At 63.7% G+C, this 15,592-nt stretch carries 17 protein-coding genes and 1 pseudogene; 10 read left to right on the forward strand and 8 right to left on the reverse strand.

Annotated features, from left to right (window positions below):
* Window positions 1-105 precede the first annotated feature (105 nt).
* Window positions 106-1,596, reverse strand: a complete 1,491-nt coding sequence (locus tag ASC75_RS22160) for a HAMP domain-containing sensor histidine kinase (protein WP_055980567.1) — start codon at window positions 1,594-1,596, stop codon at window positions 106-108.
* A gap of 362 nt (window positions 1,597-1,958) precedes the next feature.
* Here ASC75_RS22160 and rpmH point away from each other — a divergent pair, with 362 nt between their 5' ends.
* From rpmH to yihA, 5 genes are all read left to right on the forward strand, one after another.
* Entirely contained in the window at window positions 1,959-2,093 is a 135-nt protein-coding gene (gene rpmH / locus ASC75_RS22165; protein WP_008833937.1) for a 50S ribosomal protein L34, read from the forward strand.
* Window positions 2,094-2,109: 16 nt separating this feature from the next.
* On the forward strand, window positions 2,110-2,478 hold the full coding sequence (gene rnpA / locus ASC75_RS22170) for a ribonuclease P protein component (RefSeq protein WP_055980570.1): 369 nt from the start codon (window positions 2,110-2,112) through the stop codon (window positions 2,476-2,478).
* 9 nt (window positions 2,479-2,487) lie between these two features.
* Window positions 2,488-4,302: a membrane protein insertase YidC gene (gene yidC / locus ASC75_RS22175; RefSeq protein ID WP_055980574.1), complete on the forward strand. Its 1,815-nt coding sequence runs from the start codon at window positions 2,488-2,490 to the stop codon at window positions 4,300-4,302.
* A gap of 350 nt (window positions 4,303-4,652) precedes the next feature.
* Window positions 4,653-5,291, forward strand: coding sequence for a CatB-related O-acetyltransferase (locus tag ASC75_RS22180; RefSeq protein ID WP_055981013.1), 639 nt, complete (start codon window positions 4,653-4,655; stop codon window positions 5,289-5,291).
* The gene (gene yihA, locus ASC75_RS22185; RefSeq protein ID WP_082496711.1) at window positions 5,288-5,953 is read left to right on the forward strand and encodes a ribosome biogenesis GTP-binding protein YihA/YsxC; all 666 of its coding nucleotides are present in this window, start codon (window positions 5,288-5,290) and stop codon (window positions 5,951-5,953) included. The genes ASC75_RS22180 and yihA overlap by 4 nt, the downstream gene beginning before the upstream one ends.
* Here the strand turns inward: yihA and msrB are convergent.
* The 4 genes from msrB to ASC75_RS22205 all read right to left on the reverse strand — a co-directional run bounded on the left by msrB (window position 5,950) and on the right by ASC75_RS22205 (window position 8,619).
* Complete coding sequence (gene msrB / locus ASC75_RS22190; RefSeq protein ID WP_055980580.1) at window positions 5,950-6,447, reverse strand: peptide-methionine (R)-S-oxide reductase MsrB; 498 nt, start codon at window positions 6,445-6,447, stop codon at window positions 5,950-5,952. The genes yihA and msrB overlap by 4 nt on opposite strands.
* A 177-nt stretch (window positions 6,448-6,624) precedes the next feature.
* Window positions 6,625-7,176 (reverse strand): fasciclin domain-containing protein, encoded by a 552-nt coding sequence (locus tag ASC75_RS22195; RefSeq protein ID WP_055980584.1) that lies wholly within the window; start codon window positions 7,174-7,176, stop codon window positions 6,625-6,627.
* Window positions 7,177-7,360: 184 nt separating this feature from the next.
* Entirely contained in the window at window positions 7,361-8,083 is a 723-nt protein-coding gene (locus tag ASC75_RS22200) for an anti-sigma factor (RefSeq protein ID WP_156381366.1), read from the reverse strand.
* Complete coding sequence (locus ASC75_RS22205) at window positions 8,080-8,619, reverse strand: sigma-70 family RNA polymerase sigma factor (RefSeq protein WP_055980590.1); 540 nt, start codon at window positions 8,617-8,619, stop codon at window positions 8,080-8,082. The genes ASC75_RS22200 and ASC75_RS22205 overlap by 4 nt, the downstream gene beginning before the upstream one ends.
* A 181-nt stretch (window positions 8,620-8,800) precedes the next feature.
* Between ASC75_RS22205 and argB the strand changes: the two genes are divergently transcribed.
* Window positions 8,801-9,703: an acetylglutamate kinase gene (gene argB / locus ASC75_RS22210; RefSeq protein ID WP_184117402.1), complete on the forward strand. Its 903-nt coding sequence runs from the start codon at window positions 8,801-8,803 to the stop codon at window positions 9,701-9,703.
* A 162-nt stretch (window positions 9,704-9,865) separates the two neighbouring features.
* Window positions 9,866-10,648, forward strand: a complete 783-nt coding sequence (locus tag ASC75_RS22215; protein ID WP_055980593.1) for a DUF1194 domain-containing protein — start codon at window positions 9,866-9,868, stop codon at window positions 10,646-10,648.
* Window positions 10,649-10,656: 8 nt separating this feature from the next.
* On the opposite strand, the gene ASC75_RS22220 is transcribed toward ASC75_RS22215, so the two are convergent.
* A complete protein-coding gene (locus tag ASC75_RS22220) occupies window positions 10,657-11,133 on the reverse strand; it encodes an Lrp/AsnC family transcriptional regulator (protein ID WP_055980596.1) in 477 nt (158 codons plus the stop codon).
* A gap of 133 nt (window positions 11,134-11,266) precedes the next feature.
* On the opposite strand from ASC75_RS22220, the gene phhA reads away from it, so the two are divergent.
* On the forward strand, window positions 11,267-12,100 hold the full coding sequence (gene phhA / locus ASC75_RS22225) for a phenylalanine 4-monooxygenase (protein WP_055980598.1): 834 nt from the start codon (window positions 11,267-11,269) through the stop codon (window positions 12,098-12,100).
* A gap of 5 nt (window positions 12,101-12,105) precedes the next feature.
* On the opposite strand, the gene ASC75_RS22230 is transcribed toward phhA, so the two are convergent.
* Window positions 12,106-13,011 carry a DMT family transporter gene (locus ASC75_RS22230; protein ID WP_055980601.1) on the reverse strand — a complete coding sequence of 302 codons (906 nt, stop codon included), beginning with the start codon at window positions 13,009-13,011 and terminating at the stop codon, window positions 12,106-12,108.
* A gap of 104 nt (window positions 13,012-13,115) precedes the next feature.
* Window positions 13,116-13,820 carry a GGDEF domain-containing protein gene (locus ASC75_RS22235; protein WP_156381358.1) on the reverse strand — a complete coding sequence of 235 codons (705 nt, stop codon included), beginning with the start codon at window positions 13,818-13,820 and terminating at the stop codon, window positions 13,116-13,118.
* Window positions 13,821-14,039: 219 nt separating this feature from the next.
* Here ASC75_RS22235 and ASC75_RS22240 point away from each other — a divergent pair, with 219 nt between their 5' ends.
* Together ASC75_RS22240 and ASC75_RS22245 are read left to right on the forward strand one after the other, a co-directional pair.
* Entirely contained in the window at window positions 14,040-14,750 is a 711-nt protein-coding gene (locus ASC75_RS22240; protein WP_055980607.1) for a pyrimidine 5'-nucleotidase, read from the forward strand.
* Window positions 14,747-15,586 (forward strand): annotated as a pseudogene (locus ASC75_RS22245) (DUF817 domain-containing protein); the annotation flags it as partial. The gene ASC75_RS22240 and the pseudogene ASC75_RS22245, both read left to right, overlap by 4 nt.
* Between the last annotated feature and the right edge of the window lie 6 nt (window positions 15,587-15,592).

Raw genomic sequence — 15,592 nt, forward strand, 5'->3', positions numbered from 1 at the left:
GCCATTGGATGGCCGGGACGCTCCGGTCTATCGACCGCAGCGATTGGCGCTACCTAAAGGCTGGCATGACGAAATGCAAGCCGCTGCCGGCAAAGTTTTTTGGCATCAGGCCGGCCGGCGCAAACCGTTGCGCGCCTCGTCGAGGCGGACCGGCTGGTCGGGGATGGTGACGGCAAAGACGGTGCGGCCGCCATTGCTCTCGACCAGCTCGAGCGAGCCGCCATGCGCGCGCACCAGCTCGTAGGCAATGGCGAGGCCGAGCCCGGTGCCGCCGCTTCTCGCCGAGCCGCGGAAGGCGGCAAAGAGGTTTTCGCGTGCCTTCTGCGGCAGGCCGGGGCCGGTGTCGGCGACGAGGATGCGGCTGACACTGCCCTCGCGCTCGGCATAGACGGTCAGGCGATTGACGATGGCGCTGTCGGCCACGCCGGCCATGGCCTGGACGGCATTGCGGCAGAGGTTGGTCAGCACCCGGAACAGCTGGTCGGGGTCGGCGTCGATCTCGAAGTCGGTGTCGACCGCGTTGAAGAACTCGATGCCCGAGTCGGGCTCGAGGCCGAGCAGGCCATGGACGTCGTCGACCAGCTGGCTGAGCCGCAGGCGGCGGCGCGCCGGGGGCAGCTCCTGGGCGCGGCCATAGGACAGCACATTCTCGGAATAGGCGACGGCGCGGTCGAGAGTGCGCAGCAGCTTCGGCGCAAAGGCCTGGACCGCCGGATCCTTCACCTGCCGCAATCGATCGGACATCAGTTGTGCCGAGGCCAGGATGTTGCGCATGTCATGGTTGATCTTCGACACCGCCAGGCCGAGGTCGGCAAGGTGTTTCTGTTCGTTCAGCATCTTCTGCAGGTGCTGCTGCATCGCCGCCAGCTCGCGTTCGGCGACGCCGATTTCGTCGCCGCGCGCCCCGGTGGGTACAATGACGCCGGCCGGGCTGTCGGGCGCATCGGAAAAGGTCAGCATCGAGCGCGTCATGGCGCGGATCGGGCCGATCATGATGCGGTCGATGGCGGCGTAGACCAGGGCTGCCGTACACAGCGAAATCAAAAGCGAGACGAAGACGATGTAGCGCGCATTGGCCAGCATGGCGCGATGCAGCCGATAGTCAGGGATGACGAGCTCGAATTCCTTCTGGCTCTCGCCGACGGTTCCGAACACGCGCAGCATACGGTTGCCGCCAAACAGCAAGGTGTCGATCGCCGCCGGCATCGAGCTCAGCACGTCCTCCTTGGTGATGTCGATATGCTCGTCGACCTGGGGCGGCATGTCGGTGACCACCAAGAGCCTGGAGACGCCGCCGTCGCGCACCGCGATCGCCTTGGCGCCGATCGCCATCAGCACGTCGTTCTGGGCGGCACGTGACAATGACGTGGGATCGCCCTGGACCAGGATGGCCGCAACCGCAGCGGCGGTCGCCAGACGCTCCTCGAGCCAGCGCAGGCGGTAGGAGGCGATCGAAGGCAGGAAGAACAGGACTTCGGCAAAGAGCACGAAGGCAATTGTCAAGAGCAGCAGCTTGGACGAGAGGCCGCGCGAAAGCGGAACCGAACGGTCCGCTGGTTTTCCGGCATAGGCGCCGGTATCGGCTGCTTCAGTCATGCTGATCTTTGCTGCAAGTCCACCCTGGGAGCGTAGGGCTCGGCCACTGAGGGCGCGAAACGCCTTGCATCCCTTTCCGGCAAAGATAGGCTATTGCAGCGCAGTTGCAAATTCCGCAGTGCAAAAGACAGTCTGTAACCGCGGCGTGGGCGGGCCATCTGGCGGCCCCCGACGGGGTGACGGCAACCGGTGGTGGCAACGGCACCGGCGGATTGACTTCGGGACACCTTCTTTCTATAAGCCCGCACACGCTCGGGACCCGCTTCCGTCGCGGTTTTTGATCGCGTCGAGGCAAGCCGAGCCAAGCTCCTGTTACAAAGTGACAGAATCAAGAAGGGCCGCACCCCGCGGTATTAAAACAAATGAAGCGTACCTATCAGCCGTCCAAACTCGTCCGTAAGCGCCGTCACGGTTTCCGTGCCCGCATGGCCACCAAGGGTGGTCGTGGCGTCGTCGCCGCCCGCCGCAACCGCGGCCGCAAGCGGCTCTCCGCCTAAGCCGTGGGCGGGAACCTTGCCCGCTGACGGCAAGCCAGAGGGGTCTGCTCCGCATGGACGCGGCCCCGAACGGCTTCTGAAAAGAAAACAGTTCCTGGCCGTCCGCCGCGGTGACAAGCGGCGCGGGCGGTTTTTTCTCGTCGAGGTCCTGGATCGCGACGACACGGCCGGGCCGCGGGTCGGCTATACCGTCACCAAGAAGGTCGGCAACGCGGTTGTCCGCAATCGTGTCAAACGGCGCATTCGCGAAGCCGTTCGTACACATGCCGCAGGTGACATGGCCGCCGGCAAAGACTATGTGATCGTCGGGCGCGAAGATGTGCTCACCGCCCCGTTCGGCCAGATCACGGCCGAACTCTCTCGGCGCATTCGCGGAACGCGATAAGGGCTTTCGATGGAAAACAACCGTAATTTCTTCATCACCATCGCCTTGTCGGTGCTGATCCTGACGCTCTGGCAGGTGTTCTACATGAACCCCCGCATCGAAACGCAGCGCGAGACCGCGCGGATCGAGGCCGAGCGCGTGGCGCAGGAGCAGAAGGCCGCGCAGCCCGCCGGCACGACGCCCGGCACTGGCACGCCTGCCGCGCCGCAGGCCGGCATTCCCGGCGCGCCGACGACGCAGGCCGCCATTGCCGACCGCGCCCAGGCGATCGCCGCCACGGGCCGCATCGCCATCGACACGCCGAGCCTGAAGGGTTCGATCAACCTGACCGGCGCGCGCATCGACGACATCAGCCTCAAGCACTACCGCGTGACGGTCGAGCCGAATTCGCCGGTCATCGAGTTGCTGAACCCGCAGGCGCTGCCGTCCGGCTTCTACGGCGAGATCGGCTTCGTCGGCAGCGAGGCAACGGGTGCGGTGCCGGGTCCCGACACCGTCTGGACCGCCGAAGGCGCCCAGACGCTGACGCCGGCAACACCGGTGACGCTGACCTACACCAATGACAAGAACCTGACCTTCAAGCGCACCATCGCGGTCGACGAGAACTACATGTTCACGGTGACCGATACGGTGACGAATGCCGGCGGCGCCGACGTCGCGCTGTCCAACTACGGACGCCTGACCCGCTTCGACAAGCCGCTGCATGCCTCGACCTACGTGCTGCACGAAGGCCTGATCGGCGTGACCGGCACCGAAGGCCTGCAGGAAATCAGCTACAGCACGATCGAGGACGACAAGCAGGTCCTGCCCGGCAAGTCGACCGACGGCTGGCTCGGCATCACCGACAAGTACTGGGCCGCGTCGCTGGTTCCTTCGGGCAAGCAGCCGTTCCAGCCGCGCTTCTCCTATTTCGACGACGGCCGTCCGCGCTACCAGGCCGACTACCTCACCGACCCGATCACGGTCGCGGCCGGCCAGTCGGCTACGGTCGAAACGCTGGTCTTCGCCGGCGCCAAGGAAGTGGCCAAGATCAACGCCTACGAGACGGATCGCCAGATCCGCCAGTTCGAGCTCCTGATCGACTGGGGCTGGTTCTACTTCATCACCAAGCCGATGTTCTGGCTGATCGACAACCTCTACAAGCTGCTCGGCAATTTCGGCCTGGCGATCCTCGCCACCACCGTCATCGTCAAGGCCATCTTCTTCCCGCTCGCCAACAAGTCGTACAAGTCGATGGCGAACATGAAGATGGTGCAGCCGAAGATGCTGGAAATCCGCGAGAAGTACGCGGACGACAAGATGAAGCAGCAACAGGCGATGATGGAGCTGTACAAGACCGAGAAGATCAATCCGCTCGCCGGCTGCTGGCCGGTGCTGATCCAGATCCCGGTGTTCTTCGCGCTCTACAAGGTGCTCTACGTCACCATCGAAATGCGCCACGCGCCGTTCTTCGGCTGGATCCACGATCTGGCGGCGCCCGATCCGACGTCGATCTTCAACCTGTTCGGCCTGCTGCCATGGGGCGTGCCCGCCTTCCTGATGATCGGCGTATGGCCGCTGATCATGGGCGTGACCATGTTCCTGCAGATGCGCATGAACCCGACGCCTCCGGATCCGACCCAGGCGATGATCTTCACCTGGATGCCGATCCTGTTCACCTTCATGCTGGCGTCGTTCCCGGCGGGCCTCGTCATCTACTGGGCGTGGAACAACTCGCTGTCGATCCTGCAGCAGGGCGTGATCATGAAGCGCCAAGGCGCCAAGATCGAGCTGTGGGACAACCTCATGGCGCTGTTCAAGAAGAAACCGACACCGGCCGAATAGGCCGGATGCTGGCGATGCAACAAAAGGCCCCGGAATTTCCGGGGCCTTTTTCTTTGCAGGGTCGGCGATGCCGCTGAAACTCTTTCGACGGATGCCGCGTATCTCGAAGATGCCTGCAGGCGCGAGCTTGCGGGGTGGCGGTGTCTGACCTCCCCCCGGTCAGCAACGAACCGTCTCGGCAAGGCCGGGGTCCCGCTGTCCCTTGCGGGACCCCGGTTGCCGCGAGAAATCGCAACCAAGAATTCAAGTATTCCCGCAATGATCGGGTGAAGAAGGTATGGCGCGGCGATGTCATCGCGCTGCACCGCGCTATACTGTCATCTTATCCGCATCAATATGGACGCCGAGCCATGCTGGGACCGAACCCCTCGATCAAGCACCCGATGCCGATGCACAAGCGCGTCGGCTTCCTGAAGGCCCTTGTCGACGCCGAGAACATCGAGGTCGGCGACTTCACCTACTATGACGATCCCGAAGGGCCGGACCTCTTCCAGACCAAATGCGTGCTGCACCACTACCCCTTCATCGGCGACAAGCTGATCATCGGCAAGTTCTGCGCCATCGCCGAGGGCGCGCGCTTCATCATGAACGGCGCCAACCATGCCATGTCCGGCTTCTCGACTTACCCGTTCAACATCTTCGGCCATGGCTGGGACGAGGGTTTCGACGTCGCCACCTGGCAGCAGGAGGTGCGCGGCGACACGGTGATCGGCAATGACGTTTGGATCGGCATGGAAGCGGTGATCCTGCCGGGCGTCCATATCGGCCACGGCGCGATCATTGCTGCGAAATCGGTTGTCAGCAGGCACGTACCGCCTTATGCGATCGTAGCCGGCAATCCTTCGGTCGCGGTCAAGAAGCGGTTCGACGACAAGACCATCGAACGGCTGCTTGCGATTGCCTGGTGGGATTGGCCGGTGGACAAGATAGGCCGCAACCTCAACGCCATTCGCGGCTCCGATATTTCTCTGCTGGAGGCAGCGGTTTGAACGACCAGACAAGACCCGCAGCACCGGTGGACGCCGAGCTGTTCAAGCGCCCGTGGATCTTCATCCGCGGCGTGCCCGCCATGAAGTTCCTGCCGCCGGAGGGGCCACCCGAGATCGCCTTTGCCGGCCGCTCGAATGTCGGCAAGTCGTCGCTGATCAACGGCCTGGTGCGGCAGAGCGGGCTGGCGCGCACGTCGAACACGCCGGGGCGCACGCAGGAGCTCAACTATTTCGTGCCCGACGGCTATTCCGGCGCAGCGGGCGACCTGCCGCCGATGGCGCTGGTCGACATGCCGGGCTACGGCTATGCCCAGGCCCCCAAGGAACAGGTCGACGCCTGGACCAGGCTGGTGTTCGACTATCTGCGCGGCCGGGTGACGCTCAAGCGCGTCTACCTGCTGATCGATTCCCGCCACGGCATCAAGAAGAACGACGAGGAAGTGCTGACCTTGCTCGACAAGGCGGCGATCTCCTACCAGATCATCCTGACCAAGACCGACAAGATCAAGGCTGCCGGCGTGCCGAGGCTGATCGAGGAGACGCTTCTCAAGATCAAGAAGCGGGCAGCGGCGTTCCCTGTGGTGCTGGCCACGTCTTCGGAAAAGAACGAAGGCATGGACGAACTGCGCGAGGCAATCGCCCTGGTGGTCAACGGCGGCTAGGCCGTCGCCGGCCTGAAGCCCAGCGCCAGGCCGTTGATGCAGTGGCGCTTGCCGGTCGGCGGCGGGCCGTCGTCGAAGATGTGGCCGAAATGGCCGCCGCAGCGGCGGCAATGCACTTCGGTGCGGGTCATCAGCAGAGAGCTGTCGGCCTTGGTGCCGACGGCATCGGGCAGCGCTTGCCAGAAGCTCGGCCATCCGGTGCCGGAATCGAACTTGGTGTCCGAGGCATAGGCAGCGAGATCGCAGCCGGCGCAATGGAACGTGCCCTTGCGGTGCTCATCGAGCAGCGGGCTGGTCCATGGCCGCTCGGTGTCTTCCCGGCGCAACACGGCAAACTGGGCATCGGAAAGGACGGCACGCCATTGCGCATCCGTCCTGGTGATCTCGAAGCTCTCGGCCAATGCCGGGCCGGCCACGGTCAATCGCCTGGAAACGGCGAAACCGGCAACTACGGCCATCGCAGCACTGCCCAGCAGGAACGAACGGCGGTCCATGGCACTCCTCCTGCCCGACCTTAGGCCGGTGCCGCATCACGGCGAAATCAACAGGGCTTGAGGGGCCGAAGCCGAAGAGCCCGCGGGTCAAAAAAACATGCCCCGCAACGGTGACCGTTGCGGGGCGCATCGTCGATTGCGCGAGAGATAGCGAAGTTCCGCGCGACAAAGCCTGGCTCACATCTTGGGCAGCAGCACCTTGTCGATGACATGGATGACGCCATTCGACTGTTCGACATTGGCGATGGTGACGTTGGCGACGTTGCCGTTCTCGTCCTCGACCGTGACCTTGTCGCCGTCATACTTGGCGGTCCAGGTGCAGCCGCCGACGGTCTTGACCGGGTGGGCGCCCTTGTCGTCGTCGACCATCTTCTTGATGTCGGCCGCCATCGCCTTGGCGGCGACGACGTGGCAGGTCAGGATCTTGGTCAGTTGATCCTTGTTCTCGGGCTTGAGCAGGTTCTCGACGGTGCCGGCCGGCAAGGCGGCGAAGGCCTCGTTGGTCGGCGCTAAGACCGTGAACGGCCCCTTGCCCTGCAGCGTCTCGACCAGGCCGGCAGCCTTGACCGCAGCGACGAGCGTGGTGTGATCCTTCGAGTTGACCGCGTTCTCGACGATGTTCTTGTCGGCAAACATCGCCGCACCGCCAACCATCGGGTTCTCGGCATGGGCCATCGTTGCGAGAGCAGAGAAAGCGCCGGCAAGCAAAGCGAGAGATATCTTACGCATATCGTAACTCCTTGGGGTTGTTTCCCTAGATGGAAAGGCACAAGGAATTACGGTCCGGGTCTCCAACAGTTTCACAAAAAGACAGAAATATCTGAATAAAATCAGTATGTTATTTATCGAAACCTTGTAGATACGGAGATGGGCGCGGATAAGTTTCGGCCGCTCCGGTTTTCCGCGACGTTTTTCAGATTTCCCGGAGATCGCCGGCCGCAACGACAGGGCCGGTGGGCTGGCCGGTCGGCGAACCGCCGGTCGGTTCCAGACTGACTGCCAGCACGGCGCCGGCTGCCAGCTTGTCGCGCATGTCTTCCTTGACCGGCATCTTCATCGTGGCGCCGACCGGAATGACGCCCATCGACACGGGCGGGTTGCTGCCTTCGATCATCCAGAGCTCGAAGTCCTTGCCGCTGCCGCGCTCGCCGGCGACATGGGACAGGCCGACCTCGCCGGTGGCGGCGTCGTACATGACCATGTACTTGACGTCGCTGCCGTCGGCGGCAAGCGATGCCACCATGCGCTCCTGCGGCACGTCGACCGGCGGGTTGAGCATGGGCACGGCAACATAGATCGCCAGCGCGGCCACGGCAGCGGTTGCGAGGCCGCGCCAGAAGGCAAGGCTCGACCACAGCCCGGCAGGCTGCCCGGAGGTGGAGCGCGCGGTTGTGGAGAACAATCTCGCGTCGATCGCCTGCTTGACCGAGGCCGGCGCCTCGACCTCGGGATAGGCCGCACCCAGCGGGGCGAACCGCACCTCCCATTCGTCGACGAGGCGGGCGAAGCCAGGCTCGCCGTCGATGCGGACACTGGCCTGGCGGCGCTCGTCGGCAGGCAAGACACCGAGAACGTATTCGGCGGCGACGATGTCGTCGCCTCCACGTTCCGGTCCATTGTCTTCCGCAAGCGTCATCTTTCCAGACATTCCCTAAGCTTCAACAGACTGCGTCGCAGCCATGTCCGCATGGTGTTGAGCGGCACGCCGTGGCGTTCCGCGAGTTCGGCATAGCTCTCGCCCTTGAGATAGGCGCCGCGGACTGCGGCCGCCCGGTCCTTCTCCAGTTCCTCGAGGCAGCCGTGGATGCGCCCGGCTTCGTCGCCCGCCACCGCGGCCGCCTCCGGTCCCGGCGCGGGATCGGCAATTTCAAGCGCCTCGTCGATGGCGAGGGGTGCCTGGCGCCGCGCCCGGATACGATCGATCGCATGGTTGCGCGCGATTGCCACAAGCCACGAGATGGGGCTGAGGTCGGAGGCGGCAAACCGGTCGGCCTTCGTCCAGATCTTGACGAAGACCTCCTGCAGCGCTTCCTCGGCTTCCGCCCTGTCGTTCAATACACGCAGGCAGACGCCGAAAAGTTTCGAGCTCGTCTGCCGGTAGAGCAGATCGAAGGCACCGCGGTCCTTCATCGAGGTCCGCACGATAAGTTTGGTGATGTCCTGCGGCGTCATTGTCGTCACGTTACGTTGCGGCAGGCGAATTGCAACCGCTGTTTAGATCGCACCGCCCCCTGCAACCGATTTCGAAGCGCGGGAGGCACGGCGCGACAGTCTGGCCAGGGCCATCGAACCATTTGCCCCCTGCCCGGTTTCCGGCTAAGACCGCGCCGACCTTTTCCACCGATCCGGGACCATGCCGATGACGACGAACGTCGCCGCCACCGCCGAAATGCAGGCAGCCCTGCTTTCAGCAGCCCTGCCCTACATGCAGCGCTACGAAAACAAGACCGTCGTCGTGAAATATGGCGGCCACGCGATGGGCGACGTGACGCTCGGCCGCGCCTTTGCCCGCGACATCGCTTTACTGAAGCAGTCGGGCGTCAACCCGATCGTCGTGCATGGCGGCGGCCCGCAGATCGGCGCCATGCTCAACAAGATGGGCATCGAATCGAAGTTCGAGGGCGGCCTGCGCGTCACCGACCAGAAGACCGTCGAGATCGTCGAGATGGTGCTGGCCGGCTCGATCAACAAGGAGATCGTCGCGCTCATCAACGCCGAGGGCGAGTGGGCCATCGGCCTGTGCGGCAAGGACGGCAACATGGTCTTCGCCGAAAAGGCCAAGAAGACCATGATCGACCCCGATTCGAACATCGAAAGGGTGCTCGATCTCGGCTTTGTCGGCGAGCCGGTCGAAGTCGACCGCACGCTGCTTGATCTTTTGGCCCGCTCCGAGATGATCCCGGTGCTGGCGCCCGTCGCCCCGGGACGCGATGGCCACACCTACAACATCAACGCCGACACCTTCGCCGGTGCCATAGCGGGTGCAGTCAAGGCATCGCGGCTGCTGTTCCTGACCGACGTGCCGGGCGTGCTCGACAAGGACAAGAGGCTGATCGACGAGCTGACGGTCTCCGATGCCAAGGCGCTGATCAAGGACGGCACGATCTCTGGCGGCATGATCCCCAAGGTCGAGACCTGCATCGAGGCGATCGAGCGCGGCGTCGAAGGCGTCGTCATCCTCAACGGCAAGACGCCGCATTCGGTGCTGCTCGAACTGTTCACCGAGCACGGTGCGGGCACGCTGATCGTTCCGTAGGCGGAGGAAAACTGCTGCTCCAGTGGGCAAAGACAGGCCGGCTTCTGCCGGCCTTGCCGTTTGTCAGCCACGCCCCAGTGTTCACGAAGCATTGACCCGGCCCGGCTTTCATTTTCCCCGCGTTGACGCACACTGATTTCCGGGTCCCTCGGACATCGAACCATGCTGGCTGCGCTGGCGCTGATGCTGTGCACGAGTTGCGAACTGCCTGCCACACCGGTCATCGGCGTAGATGCCAGAACGGTGGACGTCGAACTGGTGCTGGCCGTCGATGTTTCGAGCTCGATGGACGCAGGCGAGTTCGCCCTCCAGCGCGCCGGCTACGTCAAGGCGCTGCGCCACCCCGACTTCATCAATGCCGTCCTGTCGGGATCGAAAGGCCGCATAGCGGTGACCTATTTCGAATGGGCGGGAACCGTCCAGCAGGAATCAGTCATACCGTGGCAGGTCATCGACAGCCGCGACAGCGCCGAAGCCTTCGCAGCCAAGCTTGCCATCATGCCGATCGAAGGCTCCGGCGGCACCTCGATCTCGAATGCCGTGGCGTTCGGCGCAAGGCTGCTGCAGCACAACGACTTCAGTGGCGAAAAGAAGGTCATCGACATCTCGGGCGACGGACCGAACAACACCGGGGCGCCGGTGGAGATCGCCCGCAACAACGCGGTTGCGAAAGGCATCATCATCAACGGCCTGCCGATCCTCGTGCGGCCGACGGGAAGCCTCGAAGACATCGACCGCTACTACGCCGAATGCGTGACCGGCGGTCCGGGTTCATTCGTCCTGCCCATCCGCCTCGCGACCGAGTTCATCACCGCGATCCGCCGCAAGCTGATTCTCGAAGTCAGCGGCGTCACCGATGCACCCGAGATGCTGAACATCCAGGCGACGGAACCCGTCAACTGCCTCGTCGGCGAGCGCTACCGACTCGTCTATCCCGAACAGTAGCCACTGCCCTACCCCCTGAGATGCCCGAGCGGCACGTGGCCGGGACCCTTAATGTTCTGCAGCACCAGTTGGGTGTGGACGTCGCGTACGCCCGACAGACGCATCAGCCGGTGCATGACGAAGGCGTTGAGGTCGTCGACACTGGGCACCATGACGTGGAGCAGGAAGTCGTAGTCGCCGGTCATCGTCCAGCAGGCCGAGACCTCGTCCATACGCTGCACGGCAGCGATGAACTTCTCCGGCGAATCGTCGCTGTGACTGACCAGCCTGACCTGGACGAAGACCTCGACCATGAGGCCAACCGCCCGACGGCCGATACGGGCTGTAAAACCCTTGATGACGCCGGCTTCCTGCAGCGCCTCGAAGCGCCGGGCGCAAGGCGTGTTGGAGAGACCGATCTCCTGCGCGATTTCCGAGACCGGCTTGCGCCCGTCGCGCTGGAGAATGTCGAGCATCTTGATCTCAAACTCGTCGAACTGAGGCATTTTCACTCCCCATGCGATATTTGCAGGGCAACATACCTCAATTCTCATACTCATGCGTGCAAAGAAGTGAATTCCGCTCAAACGCCGCGGTTATGATTCTGCATCGAAACCATGTTCTCGGGAGGTTCAGACCATGGGCATCAGCGTTCAGGACTACGCGCAGGAATGTGCGGCCCAGGGGTTGCGCGGCGACTACACGGTCTGCCGCCCCGATTTCACCGTCGAGCAGAAATACGACTACAGTGCCGCCAAGCAGGACGTCTGGCGCACATTGTGCGACCGCCAGACCAGGCTGACCCAGCGGCTGGCGCACAAATCCTATCTCGACGGCATGTCGGCGCTCGACCTCGTCGACCGCATCCCGGACTTCCACGACGTCAGCGAGAAGCTGCGCAAGCTCTCCGGCTGGGAAATCGTCGCGGTGCCCGGGCTGATCCCGGCACAGCCGTTCTTCGACCATCTCGCCAATCGCCGCTTTCCCGTCACCAACTGGCTGAGGACGCGCGAAGAGCTCGACTACATCGTCGAACCCGACATGTTCCACGATTTCTTCGGCCACGTGCCGGTGCTGAGCCAGCCGGTGTTCGGCGACTTCATGCAGATGTATGGCGAGAAAGCCGGCGACCTGATCGCGCTGGGCGGCGACGAAATGACCACCCGGCTCTACTGGTACACGGCCGAATACGGCCTGATGCAGGAGGCCGGCCAGCCGCTGAAGGCATTCGGCGCCGGCCTGATGTCTTCCTTCACCGAACTGCAGTTCGCCGTCGAAAGCGCCGATGCCCACCAGGTGCCGTTCGACATCGAGACGGTGATGCGTACGACCTACGAAATCGACAAGTTCCAGCGCGCCTATTTCGTGCTGCCGTCGTTCGACGTGCTCCGGGACGCGTTCCAGAACTCCGACCTGGCCGGCATCATCAAGCGCTGGAAGGACGAGCCGCCGCTCGACCCGGCGACAATCTAGGGAGGCTAGCCGACGGCCAGCAGCACCAGGATGCCGCCGACGATCAGCACGCAACCGGCGATCTCCAGCCGGTTGATGCGCTCGCGGAAGAAGAAGACGCTCGAGGCAAAGGTAAACAGCATCTCGATCTGGGCCAGCGACTTGACGATCGCCGCCTGCTGCAGCGTCATTGCCATGAACCAGCCGAAGGAGGCCGAGGCGCCGACAAGGCCGGTGAACAATGCCGGCCGCCACGCCTTGGCGATGCGCGGCAGCTCATCGCGCTCCCTCCAGACGATCCAGGCCAGCATGAGCAGCGTCTGGAAGACGATGACGACGGCGAGCGTGACAGCTGCCTGCATCATGAAATTCGGCCCGCCGAGCGCCAGCGACGCGGCGCGATAGGCGACCGCCGAGATGCCGAAGCAGGTGCCTGAGGCAAGGCCGATCAGCGCGTTGCGGCTGAGCACCGAGGTCACCAGCGTGCGGGCGGTGAAGGCGGTATGCGCGACCGAGATCAGCATGACGCCGAAGACGCTGATGGCGATGGCGGCGATGGCGCCGGCCGTTGCCCTCTCGCCGAGGAACAGCAGGCCGAACAGCGCCGCCTGCGCCGGCTCGGTACGCGAATAGGCGGTGCCGACGGCGAAGTTGCGGAACGAAAACAGGTGGATCAACAGGAAGGTCGCGGCGATCTGGCCGACGCCGCCGAGCACGGCCCAGGCAAAGAACGTCCCGTTCAAGGCCGGCAGCTCGTAGCCGACGACGAAATGCAGCACCCCGACGAAGGCGAGCGCGAAGGGAAAACCGAAACCGAAGCGGACGAAGGTGGCACCGGTGGTGCCCATCACGCCCTTCAGGTGCTTCTGCACCACCGACCGCAGATTCTGCAGGAAGGCGGCGGCAATGGTGATGGGTATCCAGAGTTCCATGGAAATGTCCGGCGGGACGGCAGGAGGCGCCGCCCGTCCCCTCTAGAAGCGGGAAAGGCCGCGTGCAACCGTACGCGGCCTCAAAAACCTTGTGCCAGGCAGGATCAGGCCGCTTCGGGGACGCCCGTGTCGAAGATCGCGCGGTTGCGGCCACGGCGCTTGGCCTCGTAGAGGCGCTTGTCGGCGCTCTTCATCAACTCCGAGACGTTGGCCTCGGATTTACAGGTGGTGCCGCCGATGCTGACGGTCAGCGGCACGGAACGCTCGTCGTTCGGCTGGAAGCGCAGCGCTTCGACCTCGCTGCGGATACGCTCGGCCACCAGCTTGGCCTCGTCGTTGGTGGCGCCCACCAGGAAGGCGCCGAATTCCTCGCCGCCGATGCGCCCGAGGATGTCGCCGCTGCGCACGCCGCGGGTGATCGCGGCGGCGATCTGCAGCAGCGCCTGGTCGCCGGTCAGGTGACCGAAGCTGTCGTTGATCTGCTTGAAATGGTCGGCATCGATGATCAGCAGAGCGCCGCGATCGGTCTTGCGCCTGGACCCGTCGAGCGCCGCGAAGAAGTTCTCGCGGTTGAGCATGCCGGTCATCTCGTCGCGGCTCGCCTTTTCCGACAGGCGCTTGTGCGCGGCGGCAAGCTGGGCGTGGGCACGCGTCAGCTCGGCATGGGCGACCTTCAGCTTTTCACGCTGCCAGAAGGTGTGAAAAGAGAACGGGAAAGCAATCAGGACGGGACACAGCACCGGCAACACATAAGCGGCAGTATCGACAATACCGCCAGTGAGCCGAATGACCGTCAGGACGAGTGCCATCGTAACCACGATGCACAATAGTGTGACGAAACCGGATTTTAAAAGCGCACTCTTCAATTTCTGCTCCCTGCCGACAGCTGGAATGCCAGCATCAACTGAAGGTCATCTTTCCCAGGTAGTTAAAATTCGACTTACCCCGCGTAATTTCGCCATCGTCCAACGCGAACGTGAGCAGCCGCGGACGCTTCCAAATTTCCTGAACCATGCCATAAGGGCGTCATGACCGATATTCCCGATCCCGCCCGCTTCGACCACGTCACCGACTGGGTGTTCGACCTCGACAACACGCTCTATCCGCATCACTCGAATCTATTCTCCCAGATCGACGTGAAGATGACAGGCTATGTCGCGGAGCTGCTGACCTTGTCGCGCGAGGACGCGCGCAAGCTGCAGAAGGAGCTCTATCTCGAATACGGCACGACGCTGAACGGCCTGATGCAGCGCCATGGCATCGATCCCGACGCGTTCCTCGAGCATGTCCACGACATCGACTATTCTTGGCTGGTGCCGGATCCGGTTCTGGGGGCGGCGATTCGCCAGCTGCCGGGGCGCAAGTTCATCTTCACCAACGGCAATCGCAGCCATGCCGAGCGCACCGCCCGCCAGCTCGGCATCCTCGACCATTTCGACGACATCTTCGACATCGTCGCCGCGGGGCTTACGCCCAAGCCGGCACGCCAGCCCTATGAGACCTTCGCAGCCCTGCACAAGGTGACGGGCGCCAACGCGGTGATGTTCGAGGACCTGGCGCGCAACCTTTCGGTGCCGAAGTCGCTCGGCATGACCACGGTGCTGATCGTGCCACGCAATTTCGAGCCGACCTTCTCGGAAATCTGGGAGAGCGACCCCACCCACGAGGACGACGTCGACTACGTCACCGACGATCTCGCAACCTTCCTGACGACGATCGTCGAGGCCAACGCCGCTTGAGCCGTTTCACCTCCGTCGAGGCGCGGATCGATGCGGCGGCACATGCCGTGCTCGACCGCCTGCCGGCAGGCGGGTTCTATGGTGCGCTGGTCGAGTTCCTGGTCTTCGGGCTGAAGCAGGCCTGGGCCTGCCTGTTCGGCGGCGCCATGCTGGCGCTGATCATGGCCACCCGCCTGTGGTGGCCGACCGACGCCGGGCTGTCGCGCTACGACTTCCTGTTCCTCGCTGCCGTCGCTATCCAGGCCGCCATGCTGGCACTGCGCCTGGAGAAGCCGTCCGAAGCCAGGGTCATCCTGATCTTCCACGTCGTCGGCACGGCGATGGAGGTGTTCAAGACCTACGCCGGCTCATGGAGCTATCCGGAAGACAGCTTCTTCCGCATCGGTGCAGTGCCGCTGTTCTCCGGCTTCATGTATGCGGCGGTCGGCTCGTATCTCGCCCGCGTCAGCCGCATCTTCGACATGCGCTACAGCGGCTATCCGCCGCTCTGGGCGACGGTGCTGTTGTGCGCGGCGATCTACGTCAACTTCTTCGCCCACCATTTTACCGTCGACATCCGCTACGGGCTGTTTGCGGCCACCGCGCTGCTCTACCTCACGACGGTGGTGCATTACCGCGTCTTCCGCTTCCGCCACCGCATGCCGCTGCTGCTCGGCTTCCTGCTGGTCTCGCTGTTCATCTGGTTCGCCGAAAACATCGGCACCTGGTCGCGCGCCTGGATCTATCCCGGCCAGCATGACGGCTGGACGCCGGTCTCGATCCAGAAGCTCGGCTCCTGGTACCTGCTGATGATCATTTCCTTTGTGCTGGTGACGCTTGTCCACCGGCCGCGGCCGATGGAC

The organism is Aminobacter sp. DSM 101952 (genome assembly GCF_001424795.1).
GTDB classification, from domain to species: Bacteria; Pseudomonadota; Alphaproteobacteria; order Rhizobiales; family Rhizobiaceae; genus Aminobacter; species Aminobacter aganoensis.

Excerpts from the sequence above, each read along its gene's own strand:
- ASC75_RS22160 (WP_055980567.1), bottom strand. The coding sequence starts at position 1,596 with ATGACTGAAGCAGCCGATACCGGCGCCTATGCCGGAAAACCAGCGGAC.
- rpmH (WP_008833937.1), top strand. The coding sequence starts at position 1,959 with ATGAAGCGTACCTATCAGCCGTCCAAACTCGTCCGTAAGCGCCGTCAC.
- yidC (WP_055980574.1), top strand. The coding sequence starts at position 2,488 with ATGGAAAACAACCGTAATTTCTTCATCACCATCGCCTTGTCGGTGCTG.
- ASC75_RS22180 (WP_055981013.1), top strand. The coding sequence starts at position 4,653 with ATGCTGGGACCGAACCCCTCGATCAAGCACCCGATGCCGATGCACAAG.
- msrB (WP_055980580.1), bottom strand. The coding sequence starts at position 6,447 with ATGGACCGCCGTTCGTTCCTGCTGGGCAGTGCTGCGATGGCCGTAGTT.
- ASC75_RS22195 (WP_055980584.1), bottom strand. The coding sequence starts at position 7,176 with ATGCGTAAGATATCTCTCGCTTTGCTTGCCGGCGCTTTCTCTGCTCTC.
- ASC75_RS22200 (WP_156381366.1), bottom strand. The coding sequence starts at position 8,083 with ATGACGCTTGCGGAAGACAATGGACCGGAACGTGGAGGCGACGACATC.
- ASC75_RS22205 (WP_055980590.1), bottom strand. The coding sequence starts at position 8,619 with ATGACGCCGCAGGACATCACCAAACTTATCGTGCGGACCTCGATGAAG.
- argB (WP_184117402.1), top strand. The coding sequence starts at position 8,801 with ATGCCGATGACGACGAACGTCGCCGCCACCGCCGAAATGCAGGCAGCC.
- ASC75_RS22215 (WP_055980593.1), top strand. The coding sequence starts at position 9,866 with ATGCTGGCTGCGCTGGCGCTGATGCTGTGCACGAGTTGCGAACTGCCT.
- ASC75_RS22220 (WP_055980596.1), bottom strand. The coding sequence starts at position 11,133 with ATGCCTCAGTTCGACGAGTTTGAGATCAAGATGCTCGACATTCTCCAG.
- phhA (WP_055980598.1), top strand. The coding sequence starts at position 11,267 with ATGGGCATCAGCGTTCAGGACTACGCGCAGGAATGTGCGGCCCAGGGG.
- ASC75_RS22230 (WP_055980601.1), bottom strand. The coding sequence starts at position 13,011 with ATGGAACTCTGGATACCCATCACCATTGCCGCCGCCTTCCTGCAGAAT.
- ASC75_RS22235 (WP_156381358.1), bottom strand. The coding sequence starts at position 13,820 with ATGGCACTCGTCCTGACGGTCATTCGGCTCACTGGCGGTATTGTCGAT.
- ASC75_RS22240 (WP_055980607.1), top strand. The coding sequence starts at position 14,040 with ATGACCGATATTCCCGATCCCGCCCGCTTCGACCACGTCACCGACTGG.